The 14,324-nt window shown below is 71.7% G+C and carries 12 protein-coding genes; 5 read left to right on the top strand and 7 right to left on the bottom strand.

Annotation, left to right across the window (positions count from 1 at the left end; genetic code table 11):
• Positions 1 to 376: 376 nt before the first annotated feature.
• Together HNR10_RS18970 and HNR10_RS18965 are read right to left on the bottom strand one after the other, a co-directional pair.
• On the bottom strand, positions 377 to 730 hold the full coding sequence (locus HNR10_RS18970; protein ID WP_179825426.1) for a DUF397 domain-containing protein: 354 nt from the start codon (positions 728 to 730) through the stop codon (positions 377 to 379).
• The gene (locus tag HNR10_RS18965; protein ID WP_179825423.1) at positions 727 to 1,593 is read right to left on the bottom strand and encodes a helix-turn-helix domain-containing protein; all 867 of its coding nucleotides are present in this window, start codon (positions 1,591 to 1,593) and stop codon (positions 727 to 729) included. The genes HNR10_RS18970 and HNR10_RS18965 overlap by 4 nt, the downstream gene beginning before the upstream one ends.
• A gap of 307 nt (positions 1,594 to 1,900) precedes the next feature.
• On the opposite strand from HNR10_RS18965, the gene HNR10_RS18960 reads away from it, so the two are divergent.
• The gene (locus HNR10_RS18960; protein WP_246406298.1) at positions 1,901 to 2,353 is read left to right on the top strand and encodes an ATP-binding protein; all 453 of its coding nucleotides are present in this window, start codon (positions 1,901 to 1,903) and stop codon (positions 2,351 to 2,353) included.
• Between the two features lie 636 nt (positions 2,354 to 2,989).
• On the opposite strand, the gene HNR10_RS18955 is transcribed toward HNR10_RS18960, so the two are convergent.
• Both HNR10_RS18955 and HNR10_RS18950 read right to left on the bottom strand, forming a co-directional pair.
• Positions 2,990 to 3,373 carry a FliH/SctL family protein gene (locus HNR10_RS18955; RefSeq protein ID WP_179825420.1) on the bottom strand — a complete coding sequence of 128 codons (384 nt, stop codon included), beginning with the start codon at positions 3,371 to 3,373 and terminating at the stop codon, positions 2,990 to 2,992.
• A 74-nt stretch (positions 3,374 to 3,447) separates the two neighbouring features.
• Complete coding sequence (locus tag HNR10_RS18950) at positions 3,448 to 4,224, bottom strand: L,D-transpeptidase (protein WP_179825418.1); 777 nt, start codon at positions 4,222 to 4,224, stop codon at positions 3,448 to 3,450.
• A gap of 260 nt (positions 4,225 to 4,484) precedes the next feature.
• On the opposite strand from HNR10_RS18950, the gene HNR10_RS18945 reads away from it, so the two are divergent.
• Together HNR10_RS18945 and HNR10_RS18940 are read left to right on the top strand one after the other, a co-directional pair.
• On the top strand, positions 4,485 to 5,207 hold the full coding sequence (locus tag HNR10_RS18945) for a response regulator transcription factor (protein ID WP_179829822.1): 723 nt from the start codon (positions 4,485 to 4,487) through the stop codon (positions 5,205 to 5,207).
• Positions 5,188 to 7,506, top strand: a complete 2,319-nt coding sequence (locus HNR10_RS18940) for a sensor histidine kinase (RefSeq protein WP_179825415.1) — start codon at positions 5,188 to 5,190, stop codon at positions 7,504 to 7,506. The genes HNR10_RS18945 and HNR10_RS18940 overlap by 20 nt, the downstream gene beginning before the upstream one ends.
• A 139-nt stretch (positions 7,507 to 7,645) precedes the next feature.
• Here HNR10_RS18940 and HNR10_RS18935 read toward each other — a convergent pair whose 3' ends face one another.
• From HNR10_RS18935 to HNR10_RS18925, 3 genes are all read right to left on the bottom strand, one after another.
• Positions 7,646 to 8,416, bottom strand: coding sequence for an ABC transporter ATP-binding protein (locus tag HNR10_RS18935; protein WP_179825413.1), 771 nt, complete (start codon positions 8,414 to 8,416; stop codon positions 7,646 to 7,648).
• 8 nt (positions 8,417 to 8,424) lie between these two features.
• A complete protein-coding gene (locus HNR10_RS18930) occupies positions 8,425 to 10,836 on the bottom strand; it encodes an ABC transporter permease (RefSeq protein WP_179825411.1) in 2,412 nt (803 codons plus the stop codon).
• A gap of 97 nt (positions 10,837 to 10,933) precedes the next feature.
• Positions 10,934 to 11,596, bottom strand: coding sequence for a TetR/AcrR family transcriptional regulator (locus HNR10_RS18925; RefSeq protein ID WP_179825408.1), 663 nt, complete (start codon positions 11,594 to 11,596; stop codon positions 10,934 to 10,936).
• Between the two features lie 261 nt (positions 11,597 to 11,857).
• Between HNR10_RS18925 and HNR10_RS18920 the strand changes: the two genes are divergently transcribed.
• Together HNR10_RS18920 and HNR10_RS18915 are read left to right on the top strand one after the other, a co-directional pair.
• Positions 11,858 to 13,096, top strand: coding sequence for an MFS transporter (locus HNR10_RS18920; protein WP_179825406.1), 1,239 nt, complete (start codon positions 11,858 to 11,860; stop codon positions 13,094 to 13,096).
• A 75-nt stretch (positions 13,097 to 13,171) separates the two neighbouring features.
• A complete protein-coding gene (locus tag HNR10_RS18915) occupies positions 13,172 to 14,209 on the top strand; it encodes a nitronate monooxygenase (protein ID WP_179825404.1) in 1,038 nt (345 codons plus the stop codon).
• The last annotated feature ends 115 nt before the right edge of the window (positions 14,210 to 14,324 follow it).

Here is a 14,324-nt window from a genome sequence, read left to right as displayed (position 1 = left end):
ACCCTCGCCACCGCGCCGGGCCCTCAGACGAGACCTGGGCATGGCGGGCCAGGGGGCCACCGAGGTATGACCGGAGTGAGTGAACTGGGGGAGGTGTTGGCACCATCCGTAGCAGGTGGGTGAGGCCGAGTGCCGTGGTTGGTGCAGCGTCGCGTCGCTGGCTGCCGCGCTGGACAACTCGGCAGCCCGCCGGTAGGGCAACTGGGCCCGCCTCGAGTCAGCGCCGGTCTCGCCCGGCGGCAGTTCGACGCGGGCGCTCCGGCCGGTAGCGAACGCCCGGCCCAAGGTGGGGTTGGCCAGCAGTCGGGGCAGTAACCGCCTGTTGGCGGTGCGCCAGATGATGACGTCGGCCACCTCGAGACCTTATGGTCTGTACCTACGCCTTGACGAGTGTGCCACGGGGATTGCCGCTGCGGAGTTCGCCAGCCTCGACGCCGAGTTTGAAGGCGTCCCATTCGGCCTGGGTGTAGGTGAGGACTGGGGCACCGGGCCTGTTCGTGTCGGTGAGCGCGAATCCGCCGCCGGGGAGGAACTCGGGGTGAAGTCGGCCGAAGTCAGTGCCGCCCATGGCGACCTGGTCCAGGAAGTGGTCCCAGTCGTCGTTGGGAACGGTGAGGCTGGGGCCGTCGGGGTTCTTGGTGTCACCGATCTCGGTCAAGCCCGCGCGCGGGGCGCGCACCTGGACACAAGTCGCTCCCGTGCTGCTGTAGCTCGACTTCGTCCATCTCATTCCGGTTCCTCCAGAATCGCCGCGATCACTGCGGCCGACTGTACCGGCGACAGTGCGGAGGACTGGATCTGGTCGTAGGTCGCCTTGTACATCGCCAGGTCGGTGACGCCTTCCACGTAGGTGTTCATGCCTCGGCTGTCGATGTAGACCACGGGCGGCAGGTGGTTTCCGGCGTCGAGGATGGCGAAGGCCCCGTCCAGCCCGGCGTGAGCGCCCGCTGAGTCCGGGATGACCTGGATGTTGATGTTGGGCTTCTGTCCCATGGTGAGCAAGTGGCGAAGCTGGCCATCCCGAGTCTGCTTGCCTCCGATGACGCGGCGGAGAGCGTACTCCTCCACTATCGACCACAGTTGTAGCGGCTCCGCCTCCCGATGCAGAGCGTGCTGCCGTTCCTTGCGCAGCTCCACCAGGTACTCCACTTGGTCAGGCAGGAGCAGGGGGTTCGCCGAGATCAGTGCACGCGCGTACTCGGGCGTCTGCAGGAGTCCGGGGATCAGGTACGGGTGCCAGTCCTTGACGCCGATCGCGATCTCTTCGAGTCCCAGGTACCTCTCGAAGTTCTTCCCCGGCAGCTCCTGCTCGGAGGTGTTGGTGCGGTTGCGACGGGGCCGGCGGGACTGCGTGCCGAGTTCGAGCAGCGTGGGCCGGACGTCTTCGCTGACCTTGAGTACCTCGAAGAAGAGGTGCAGGTCGGCCTTGGTGATCGGCGCCTGGCCCCGCTCGATCTTCGAGAGCTTGGCGGCGCCGAATCCCATCTCCTTGGCGACCTCGGCACCGCTCATCCCGGCTTCGCTGCGGAGCTGTTGCAGGGCCTTGCCGAGCAGAAGGCGGCTGGCGATCGGGCCGTGCTGCTCCTGAGGCATGAGTGCTCTCCCTCGGCATCGGTTGGTCATGCCCAGTATCCCGGCTGACAGATCTCCTGGACACCATCCCCCAGAGATCTACAAGAAATTTCCAAGAAGTAGTTGCCAAGAAATTTCCCGTGGCGCATGATCGATGACATGCGGAGCGTGTCCGCAGAGGCACGTTCGGTGCTCGTGCTGTGTGTGGCCTTGAGTGGCCGTGGCACGCCTCGTCAGAACCCCTGTAGATGGAGGAGATCCAGCGATGACGAAGCGGAGCAAGAGGGACCCAGGTAGGCCGAACGAGAACCGGCGGGTGGTGGGTGGGATGCCGGTACAGAAGAAGGGGAACCGCTGGCGCGGAGAGTCCACGGGCTACTTCGATGGGAGGTTCGACCAGGTCAGGCGGATCCGCGACTGGTGTCGGAAGGCCATCCGCATGGACGAGGAGCGGGCCGCGCCGGTCCTGCTGATCGCCAGCGAACTCGCCACCAACGCGATCCAGCACTCGGCCTCGGGCGATCAGTACGGACGAGTCAGGGTCACCGTCGAGGTCATGCCCGGCGACTTCGTCCTGTTGCGGGTGATCGACGACGGATCCCGCGTGGGCCGCCGGGTCACCCGCCCCTGCGTCCCCGCCCGGGCCGAGGAGCCGAGCGTCGGCGGGCACGGCCTGGCCCTGGTGTCCGCGCTCTCCGAGAAGTGGTGGTGGACCGACCACCCCCAAGGTGTCGCCGTGTGGGTGCTGATCGACCCCCACCGCTCACCCGACGACGACTGACACCGCATCGCCATGTCGCGGCGGCGGGAAGCGCAGCCCTGTGGGGCCATTGACACCCGCCCCGACCAGCGGACATGAAGATGCCCCGTCCGGTGTTACGACCACCGGGCCGGGGCGTGACAACCACCTGATAGCGCAGGAAGTCATCCATCGATCAGCCTAACGGCCGCCATCGCCGGCCGCACCGAAGCCTGGCCGAACAGGTCTGGGCCGTCGCCGCCACGTTGCTCGCTTCGGCTCTGATGTTCGTCTTCGTCCCCCGCCGACCGCGGCGGGAACAGCTCGCGCTCCCGCCGCTCCCCCAACGCCGCCAGCTCGCGGCCGCCCCCGTACCGCCCCCGGTCTCCGAAGGGGACGGGACCGACGAGCCGGATGAGGGCCCGGGCCCGCTGGTGCGGCCCTACATGCCACCGCCTCCACCGCTTCGGCCGTTCGTTCCACGGCCGCGACCACCTGAGGGCGACCTGTTGGCCGCATCACCGGCACCCCCGCAAGACGACCCCGACGACCTGAGCGACCTCACGGCGGCAGTTCGTGCCTATCTCGCGATGGCTCGCTGACCCGCAGGGCCCAGGTCACACGGAAAGGCCCGTGGGCCGGTCCTCGGACCGGCCCACGGGTGGCGCTACTACGGCATCAGCCGGTGTAGTTGGGGTCGGCCGGCTGGGGCTCGGCCGGAGGAGCCGACTCCCAGGGGCTCCCGGCGCCCTCCTCCGCCGCTTCCCACTCGGCGATGATCTCCTCGCACGTCACGCCGCTGTCGGACGGGAACTCCATGTCCTCGCCGAAGAGGCCCGACGCCTGGCCCTCCTCGAACAGCGCCTCGCACTCCTCCATCTGCTCCGGGGGCACGGGCATCGCCGAGGGCTGCTCGGGCTCCTCCGAGGGCTGCTCGGATGCCTCCGGCGGGGAGGGGACGGCGGAGGGCTCCGGCGAGACCGCGTCGGCGAAGGCCGGGGTGGCTCCGAACAGGGCCGCCGCCGTGATGCCGGTGACGAGCAGGTAGGACTTCAGTCGCATGGTCGACCTTTCGGTTGTCTGTGGGGGTCGTTGCGCGGCGCGGTCGCGCGCCGCCGCGGTGGGGGAACCGGGCCTTACCCGGAGATCTCGACCGGGGTGCCGATCGGCAGGTTCTCGGCCATCCAGGTGATGTCCTCGTTGGACACACGGACGCACCCGTGGCTCACCTGGCGCCCGAGCGCGCTCTCGTCGTTGGTGCCGTGCACCGCCAACTGGCCGGGGCCGCCCGCGAAGATCTCCAGCGATTCGGAGAATCCGCTCAGCCCGAACGCGTACGCGCCGTACGGGCCCTCGGGGTCCGGGGGCTGGAGGAGTTCGGTGAAGTAGTACCGGCCCGGCGGGGTGGGGGTCTCGTTCTCCCCCGTGCCGATCACGCCGGTACGCACCTCCTCCTCGCCTTCGAGGACGGTGAACTCGAACCCCGCCATGTCGATCTCCACCCGGTAGTCGGTGCCGCTCAGAGTCACCTCCTCGCTGCGCACCCACCCGGTGGTGCCGTTCGGGCGGATCGGCAGGAGCACCTCCAGCCACTCGCCCTCGTTGCTCTCGACGAGGAAGGCGCGCTCCTCACCGAAGTCGTTGGGGCTCGCGAGCGTTTCCAGGACCTCGTCCCCGCCCTTCTCCGCCAGCACCTCGATCTCCGCGCCGGTGACCGTGGCGATCTCGGCCCCGGGCGGGCCGGCCGTCTCCTCCTGCGCACCCGCGGTGTCGGCGCCGGCGTCCGGGTCCTCCTGCGGAGAACCGGACGAGCAGGCCGTCAGCGCGGTCAGGAGCGCGGCGGCCGCCAGGGGCGCCAGGACCGGGTGGGGCCCGGTCCGTACCGGGTGCGGGGCGAGTGGAGATCGGAGCATGGGGAACCATCCGGGTTCGTCTCACGGGATGCGGCCGTTCGGGCGTGGCCCGGTTCCCGACCGCGTTCGGAACGTGTCCGGCGGGGCGCGCCCCCACCGGACGACCCGAACACTGGCGCACGAATGTGAAGAAGTCGTGTGCCCGCGGTGTGCCCGCGATGTTCTGACCTGGGCCGCCGTCTCCGCGCCCTCATGGGCCCCGGTCAGGGGCACATACGATCGGTCCGCACCCGAGGTTCGGAGGTATCCACGTGGCCCATGTGCTCGTCGCCGAGGACGACGTGAACCAGGCGGATCTGATCCGGCGCTACCTGGAACACGAGGGACACCGCGTGTGCGTGGTCCACGACGGGCGCGCGGCCGTGGCCGCGCACCACCGCGACCGCCCCGACTTGGTGGTGCTGGACGTGATGATGCCGGTCATGAGCGGCTTGGACGCGTGCCGCGCGCTGCGCGCGGAGTCCGACGTCGCGGTGCTGATGCTCACCGCCCGCGCCACCGAGGAGGACCTGCTCACCGGGCTCGACCTCGGGGCGGACGACTACGTCACCAAGCCCTACAGCCCGCGCGAACTGATGGCACGGGTGCGCACCCTGCTGCGCCGGGCACGGCGTCCGGTCGGCGGCGCGGAGGGGCCGGGCACCGGCAAGGACGCCGACCCCGTCCTGCGTGCGGGGGCGCTGGCGGTGGACCCGACCCGGCGCACCGTCCACCTCGGCGGCGAGCCGGTGGCCTGCACCCGGGCGGAGTTCCAACTGCTCGCGGCGCTCGCGGCCCAGCCCGGGCGGGTGTTCACCCGCGCCCAACTCCTGGAGCACATCCACGGCATCAGTCGCTTCATCACCGAGCGCACCATCGACGTGCACGTCAAGAACCTGCGCCGCAAGCTCGAACCGAACCCGCGCAAGCCCGCCCTGCTGGTCACCGTGTACGGGGTCGGCTACAAGCTGAACGGATCCGCCGATGGCGCGGCCTCGGCGTAGGGAACGCCCCCGGCGCACCACCCGGACCCCGCGGGACTCCGAGCCGCCGCGCACCACCCGCACCCCGGACGACACCGCCCAACACTCGGGCACCGCCGCCCGGCCCCGGCGCACCGCGCAGCCGCGGCGCAGGACCGCGCTGCGCCACAGCCTGCGCGCCCGCCTGCTCGCGAGTTCGGTGCTCGTCGCGGTCTGCTCCATCACCGCGACCGCGTGGCTGGCCGTGCAGGGGACGTCCGAGTCGCTCAGCGTCGAGCAGGGCGAGACCCTGGCCGCCGACACCCGTATCCACGACGAACTGGTCGGCTACGCCGCCACCCACGCGGGCTGGCAGGGGGTCGACGAGACCGTCCGCGAACTCTCCGAGCAGACCGGGCGGCGGATCGCCCTGGCGACGGAGAACCGCCGCCTCATCGCCGACTCCGCCACCTCCGGTGCGGACTCCGAGCCCGCCCTCCCGCCCCGGGCCTCCTCCGTCGTGGACGCGCTCGCGGTCGACGTGACGCTGGTCCCCGAGGGGGTGGACCGCATCGACCCCCGCGCGGTCGGCCCGTTCGCCCTGACCGAGGAGGAGCGGGCGGAACTGCTCGCGCGGGCGGAGGAGGGCGCCTCCTGCCTCGCCGAGCTGTACGGGCTGACCGCCGAGGTGGAGGTCGGCCCGAGCGGACGGCCCTACGTGACCGCCCCGGACGCCGATCGGTTCATTCGGGCCGACTGCCAGGTCGACCTCCTGGACGAGCCGGTCGGAAGCGAACGCGCGGCCCTCGAAGCCCTGGCCGGACTCGCCGAGCCGTGCCTGGACCCGGCGGGTGTCGGCGTGGAGTTCCGGATGGACAGTGCCATCAGCGTCCCCGTGGCCGTGCCCGCGGGTGCCGGAACCGACGACGCGATACCCGAGGACGCCGGTGCGGCCCCGGACCCGACCCCCGACCCGCCCCCGGACCCGACCGCGGCACCGCCCGCGGACGACGCCCGCGCGCCCGCGGAACCCGACGCCCCCAGCCCACCGCAGGAGGACCCCTCTCCCGAGGCGACGCCCTCGGAGGAGCCGGGGAACGGCGGGCAGAGCTGGCTCCCGGAGGAGGAGCCGCGGCAGCCCACGGCGGAGGAGGAACAGGACCTGGAGGCGGAGCGGGCGGCCGAGGAGGAAGCACTGGAGGAGGAACGGGCCGCCCTGGAGGGAGAGCCGTCCCCGTCCCCGTCGTCACCCGCCCCGTGGAGCGCCCCGGTGTCGCCGGAGCTGGACCAGCGCAGTGCCGACTGCGTCGATTCCGCCCGGCGCGAGCTGCTGGACCCCCACGTCGCCCCGGCCGCCCTGCTCTTCATCGACGACCCCGCCGAGGATCCGGCCGCCGGCCTGTCCCTGTCGCGTGACGGCGTGCTGCGGGTGTCCAGCGTGGTGCTGCTGGTCCTGGTCCTGACGGTCGTCGTGAGCGTGACCGTGTCCACGCGGCTGGCGCGTCCCGTCCGTGCCCTCACGGACGCGGTGCTGCGCATGCGCGCGGGCCAGGGCGCCGGGCGGGTCGAGGTGCGTGATTCCGGTGAGCTCGGCCAGCTGGCCGCCGCGTTCAACGAGATGTCCGAACACCTGGAGCGGCTGGAGGAGCAGCGCAGGGCCATGGTCAGCGACGTCTCCCACGAGTTGCGCACGCCGCTGAGCAATCTCCGCGGCTGGCTGGAGGCGGCTCAGGACGGGGTGGCGGACCTCCAGCCGGAGCGGATGGAGATGCTGGTGGGCGAGACCCTGCTGCTCCAGACGATCATCGACGATCTCCAGGACCTGGCGCTGGCCGACGCGGGCAAGCTGCGGCTGTCGCCCGAGCCGGTGGCGGCGGGCGGCCTGGTGGAACAGGTCGTGTCGAGTTACCGGTTGCGCGCGGACGAGGCCGGGCTGCGCCTGGCCACGGAGGTGGAGGAGGTCGTGCTCCGGGCCGACCCGACGCGGTTGGCCCAGGCCGTCGGGAACCTGGTCGGGAACGCGCTGCGGCACACGCCGGCACCCGGGACCGTCACCGTCCGGGCGCGGCGCGAGGGGTCGGACGCGGTGATCGAGGTCGCCGACACGGGTGCGGGGATCTCCCCGGAGGACCTGCCGCAGGTGTTCGAGCGGTTCTGGCGGGCGGAGAAGTCCCGTAGCCGGCAGACGGGTGGGAGCGGTCTGGGGCTGGCCATCGTGCGGAACCTCGCCGAGGTGCACGGCGGCACGGTGACGGCGGAGAGCGCGCTGGGGGTCGGCTCGACGTTCACGCTCCGCCTTCCGCTGTCCGGACCCGCACGGACGGAGTCCCCCACTCCCTGACCCGGCCCCGCACGGGCGCTCCCGCCCGCACCCTCTGATCAGGGCCCGCCCGGACACACCCGCCCGCTCCCTCATCCCCCGACCAGCGGCCCCGCCGCCACCCGGAGCCACCCGGAGCCACCCCCACCACCCGCCGGGGTCAGAACCCCATGTCCCTCAGCCACGCGTACAGCTCGTCCTCGCGTCGCGACGACTGCTCCTCGCTCCACGTCCCCAGGTCGCGGGAGTCGAGGAGCAACCCGTCCCGCAGGTAGATCACGCGGTCGCCCCGGGCGGCGCAGGCGGGGTCGTGCGTCACCATGACGATCGTGGTCCCCTCGCGGTGCACGTCGGTGAGCGCGTCCATCACCTCCGCCGACATGCTGCTGTTCAGCGCGCCGGTCGGCTCGTCGGCGAACAGCACCGCCGGTTCGCACGCCAGGGCCCGGCAGATCGCGGCCCGCTGCAGCTGCCCGCCGGAGACCTGGGTGATGCCGTGCGACCCCACGTGCGCGATGCCGAAGCGCTCCAGGAGCGCGTCGACGCGGGAACTCGCGGCGGCCTTCTCCCTCGGTGCCGCCTTGAGGGCGGGCAGGAGGATGTTGTCCCGGATGTTCAGGTTGGCCAGGAAGTAGGCCTGCTGGAAGATGAACCCCATCCTCGTCAGCCGGACACGGCTCATCTCCCGGTCGCCCAACGAGGTCAGGTCCCGTCCCTCCAGGGACACGCTCCCGCCCGTCGGGCGGTCCATGCCGCTGACGTTGTACAGCAGCGTCGACTTCCCTGAGCCGGACGCGCCCATCACGACGAGGAACTCGCCCCGCCCGACCGTCAGGTCGATGCCGTCGAGCACCTGGCTCGGTGGATCGGTGGAGTAGTAGGTCTTGGTCAGTTCCCGGGACTCCAGCATGGTCCCGCCGGCGTTCGACATCGGTGTTCCTATCCTCCAGTGAGCCACGCGCTCTTGTCGGCGCGGCGTAGCCGTGCGGTGCGCAGGACCGCGCCGAGGTATCCGGCGCCGATCAGGACGGCCGGGTAGGCCGCGTACACGAGCAGCGGGTCGGTGATGAACTCCAGGTCCACGATCCCCAGTCCGGACAGGGCCAGGAGCAGGCTGACGAAGGACTCCCCCGCCGTCGCGGCGAACACCAGGCCGAGCACGGTGCCCAGGGCCGCCGCCACGAGGGTCTTCACGCGTACCTGCGCGATGATCTCCCTGGTGGAGAAGCCGATAGCGGACAGCAGGCCCATCCTGGTCCGCTCCCTGGTCAGGCGCAGTTCGAGGAACATGACCGTGATGACCGACGCGACGCCGAGCCCGAACACCCCGGCCAGGACCGCGGTGCTCTGGAAGGAGCCGGTCAGGTTCGACAGCGTCTGCCGGGTGTACTCGGGCATGGGGAGCACGGCGGCGTCCGCGAAGCGCTCGTCGTACTCGGCCGCGACGGCGTCGGCGTCCACTCCGTCGACCGCGTCCGCGTAGACCACGTGGCCGACCGCGCCGGTCGTCGCCTCGCCCTGCAGTTTGGCGCCGTACCCGCCCCCGGTGATGCTCTGGTAGACGCCGCTGACGGCGACCGTGGTGGGTTCCCCGTCCCGGTGGATGGTCAGGTCGTCCCCGACCGCGACCCCGTACTCGTCCGCGGCCAGGACGGAGAGGGCGATCTGCCCGGGCCCGGGGCGCTCGCCACGGAAGAACTCGATCGTGTCGTCGGAGTAGTCGCCCACCTCGACCTGCAGGAGGTCCCGCACCTGCTCCCCGTCGACCGTGACGTCGACCTCGTACGTCACGTCGGCGAAGGTGCGCACGTCCGTCAGCCGGTCGTCGCCCCTCATCTCCGAGAGCACGTCGTCGCGCGCGGTGTCGAGATCGTCGATGAACCGCAGGTCGGCGCGCACGTCGACCTGCGGGACCCCCATGTACGTGACGAAGCGCGGGCTATCGAACGTGGTGAGCATGTTCATGGGGAGCACCATCATGACGGCCGCGAGGAGGAAGACGAGCGGGATGAGCACCCACTGTCCGGCCTCGGCGCGCAGGTCCGTCAGGAGCAGGCGCCCGCCGAGGTTCCCGCCCCGGTACGCCGTCAGGCTGCTCCGCCGAACCCGCCTCGCCTGCCGCCTGGTGCGCCGGGCGGTCTGCCGCTCGTCGTGGACGCTGCCGTGGACCAGGGCGCTGACGACCTGGATCCGTCGGACCCCGCGCAGGACTCCGCGGCAGATGCCGATGACGATCACGTGGACGAGCACCAGGGCGAGCACGGGCGCCAGGACCGTGGCCGCGCCCGCCGGTGCCTCGATGTAGTTCACCTGGATGCCGCGCGTCAGCAGGCCGGTGGCGACGACGGCCAGGGCCCCGCCGATGACGCACGCGAGAAGGGTCATCACCCGGTACTTCGGCAGGTACAGGCCGACGATCGTCCTGTGCGGGAGGCCGATGGCCTTCATCGCACCGATCTCGCGGACCTCGTCCTCCAGCGTCCCGCGGATCACGAAGCGCAGGTTGAGCAGCGCGATGGCGATGAGGACCAGGCTCGCGAACACCATGGCGATCGCCACGAGGCCGTCGCTGAGCACGTAGATCATGAGCATCAGCCGGTAGGTGACCGCCTGACCGTCCCTGGGCAGCGCGTCGTCGGACTCGTACGCCCGCTGGACGTCCGCGGCCGCGTCCACGTCGGTCAGGCGGTACTCGACGATGATCTCCGGGATGCCGCCTCCGGCCTCCTCCAGGTCGCGCCGGTCCTCCTCGGCGACCAGGAACCGTGTGGAGGAGGACAGCGAGGACGCCATCTGGGCGTCGCGCACGGCCCCCCGGACCTCCAGGTCGCGGGGCCCCGACTCGGTCGCCACGGTGAGTTCGTCGCCGACCCGGAGTCCGTACTCCTGCTGGTAGGCCACGGGAACGTAGACCTCGCCGGGGGCCGGTCGCGGTATCGCGCCGGTCTCGTCGAGCAGGAAGTCGAACTCCGTGTTCTGCGACACGAAGAGGTTGTCGATCAGGCTGTCGGAGAGGTCGCCCGACTCGCCCGTCTCCGGGCGGTGCCAGGTGATGGCGGCGCTGTCGAAGCCGACCATCTCCTCGATGAGCCACGCCTCGACCTCCGGGTGCTCCTCGGCGAACCGGTCCAGCTCGGCCGGGTCGTAGTCGCCCCTGTGCATCTGGATGAAGTGCGGTGCCCGCGCCTCGGCGAAGAGCCGCTCGACCGATCCGAACAGGCGCTCCATCACCATGGCTCCGGTGGCCATCATGAACGCGCTGAGGACGAGGACCACGACGAGCGCGGCGTTGACGCCCTTGTTGCGTCTGAGGTCGTTGGCCGCGTAGCGGAGGTTCAGCGAGCTTTTCACGGCTCCACCCCGCCCGTGTCCCGAACGCGTCGTTCCTGGAGGGTTTCCATGGTTCGCATGCCCTTCACTCGGGTGATGACGGGCGGCGTGGCCGGCGTCACCGCGGTCGCTCGCCGGGATCGGGAGCGTGCCGCCAGCCGTCGACGAACGCGCGCAGCCCGCGCTCGTACGCCCGGTCGGGGTCGTGTTCCCAGCCGTCGGCGAGCACGGCCGCCAGGTGCGGATGGGTCGAAGGATTCAGCCCCGGGTCGCTGGGCTGGTCCGTCTCTCCGCCGACGGGCTCACCCGCCTCGGCCAGGACGTGCCCGGTGGTGTAGGTCACCAGGATGTTCAGCAGCTCGGCGGTGGCGGCGTTCGGGGGCATCCCGGCAGCGGCCAGGCGGCCGAGCATCCGTTCCAGGAGGGCGAAGAGCTCGGGCCCGGCCACGGGGCGGGTGCCCAGGATGACGACGGCGCGCGGGTGGGCGCGGAGCGCGTCGCGCAGGGAGCACATGACGCCGACGAGCTCCTCCCGCCAGGTGCCCGCGACGTCGATGCCGTCGACGTCGACGGACCGCCAGACCACCTCGGTGATGCCGTCGAACAGGGCGGACTTGTTCGGCACGTGGCGGTACACGGCCATCGGGTCCACACCGAGTTCGGCGCCCAGGCGCCGCATGGTGAGTTTCTCCGGGCCCTCGCGGTCCACGATGGCGAGCGCGGCGCGCAGAACGGAGTCGCGGGACAGCGGCGGTCGGGCGGACGGTGTCGCGTCGCTCATGGATGCCTCCTGTCACGGTGCCGTGGCGGAACGGTGAACCGTTGCCACGGCCCGATGTCTACTTTGTAGTCTACTTAGTAGAAAAAGTCTACTATTGCTGGCCAGAGCGTTATCCGCGAGATTGGCGGCGTCACCGCCAGGGAAAACACGTGGCTCGCGGAAAGAACGCCGTGCTAGCGTTTCACGTCACTCACGGAGACGTTCGCGTCACCCGACGACACCCGCATCCGCGGCCGACCCCGCGAAACGGAAAGTTCCGCCATGGCAGCAGACACGGCGTCGGACGCCCTTCCCCTGCGCACCCGGTACGCCCTCTTCTCGCTGTTCTCGGTGTCGGCCGATTTCGTCTACGGGGCGGTCTTCGTCACCGTGCTCCTCCACCGGGGCGTGGAGCCGTGGGCGCTGGGGTCGATGCTGGCCGCCAACATCGCGCTGGGCATGGTGCTGGAGGCGCCGAGCGGAGCACTGGGCGACCGGTACGGGCACCGGCGGCTGCTGTGCGCGGGCCTGGCGGCATGGGGCGCGGGGTTCGCCGTGTTCGGGAGCGCGGAAGGGATCCCGGCGACGGTGCTGGGCCTGGCCCTGGGCGTGTGCGGGCACAGCCTGCAGTCGGGCACGCTCACCGCGATCGTGGTCAACCGGATCGGCGCCCACGACCGCGCCTCCCGGGTCCGGCGCGCGGTACGGCTGGGGCAGGTCGCCGCACGCGGCGGGTCCGTGCTGGGCGCCGCGTCCGTCCTGGTCGGCGGATCGTGGGCGCGGGCCGACACACTGGTGCTCGCCGCCGGGGCGTCCCTGGTGCTGCTCGCGGCGCTGACCCCGCTGTGCTTTCCGCCGGACCGGCCGCGGCACGGGCACTCGTCCGTCCTGGCGATCCTGCGCGCGTCGGTCGCGACGATCGCCGGCCAGCGGTTCTGGCCGCTGGTGTCCCTGACCGTGTCGACGGGCGTGGTGATGGCGGCGCTCATCATGTCGTGGCAGCCGCTGCTGCTGGACGCCTACGGCGAGGACGTGCGCCGCAACGGGCTCGTCCTGCTGGTCATGACGCTCGGGTTGATGGCCGGGGCGGCGTGCTCGCGCTTCACCGACCGGTTGCGGCCCCAGGTGTGGGGGCCGGTGTTCGCCGTGGCCACCGGGGCGCCCCTGGTCCTGCTCGCCTTCGGCCGGGTGCCGCTGGTCCCCGGCCTGGTCGTCGCCGAGTTCTTCCTCGGGGTGACGGGGGTCGTGTCCGCCGCCTGGCAGCAACTGATGTACTCGGACGCCAACCGCAACACGATGTTCTCCGCCATGGCGGTGGTGAGCGGTGTGACGTACGCGGCGACACAGTGGTCCTTCGGCTGGTTGTGGGAGCTGGGCGGGATCCCCGTGGCGATCTGCGTTCTGGTGGCCGCGAGTGCGGTCGCCGCGTTGCTGACACCGTTGTCGGCCCGCCTTCTTCCCGCGGCGGTCCGGGCGGGGCCGTCGTCGGTGGAGCCGCGGTCGGGCGAACACTCCGGTTGAGGCGGCCGACCCTTTCCCGGGTCGTGGGAAGGGCCCCTGTTAGCCTTCCGGCACCGACGTGAAAGGCGGCTCCACATGGCTCTGGCGGATCTGCTCGGGGAACGGCCGCTGGTCCAGGCGCCGATGGCCGGCGGCGCGTCCACACCCGCGTTGGCGACCGCGGTCGCGGCGGCCGGGGGCACCGGTTTCCTGGCCGCGGGCTATCGGACGGCCGAGGCGGTCGCCGACCAGGTGCGCGCCGTGCGCGAGGCGGGCACGTCCGCGTTCGGGGTCAACGTGTTCGTACCCTCCCCCGCGGTCGCCGCCCCGGAGGACCTGCGCGACCTGCGCGCCGCGCTCGTCCCCGAGTCCCGCCGGCACGGTGCCGCCCTCGGGGAGCCGCTCCACGACGACGACGCGTGGCAGGCCAAGATCGACCTGCTGTGCGAGCTGGCCGTCCCCCTGGTCACCTTCACGTTCGGCTGCCCCGACGCCGCCCTCCTCGACCGGCTGCGGCGCGCGGGTTCGGCCACGATGGTCACCGTGACCACGGTCGAGGAGGCGCGCACGGCCGTGGACCGGGGCGCGGACGGGCTCTGCGTCCAGGGGCTGGAGGCCGGCGGGCACCGGGCGTCCTACGATCCGCGCACCGGCGTGGACCGGCCACTGCTCGACGTGCTGCCCGACGTGGTCGAGGCGGTCGACGTCCCGGTCGTGGCCACCGGGGGACTGATGACCGGGGGCGACGTCGCGGCCGTGCTGAAGGCGGGGGCCCACGCCGCCCAGCTGGGCACGGCGTTCCTGCGCTGTCCCGAGAGCGGCGCCCAGCCCGCGCACAAGGCGGCCCTGGCCGACCCCGGCTTCACCGAGACCGCGGTGACCTGGTCCTTCACCGGCCGTCCGGCGCGAGGGCTGGTCAACCGGTTCGTCCGCGAGCACCCCGGGGAGCACTACGCCTACCCGGAGCTGCACCACATGACCAGGCCGCTGCGGTCGGCGGCCGCCGCCGCGGGCGATCCCGGCGGCATGGCGCTGTGGGCCGGACAGGGGTTCCGCGCGGCCGAGGAGCGGCCCGCCGGAGAGGTCGTCGCACGGCTGCGCGCGGAGGCGGCCGAACACGGGACCCGGATCTGACACGCATCCCAGGCGAATCCGACCGGGATCCGACGCGGCCGGTCCGCCGACCGCACGGCCCCGTGAGCACCTGGTGTTCACCGGCCCTCCAACCGGGGAACACTCCATACTGACC

It is taken from the genome of Nocardiopsis aegyptia (assembly GCF_013410755.1).
Classification (GTDB): domain Bacteria; phylum Actinomycetota; class Actinomycetes; order Streptosporangiales; family Streptosporangiaceae; genus Nocardiopsis; species Nocardiopsis aegyptia.
This window is presented reverse-complemented; position numbering and strand designations above follow the sequence as displayed.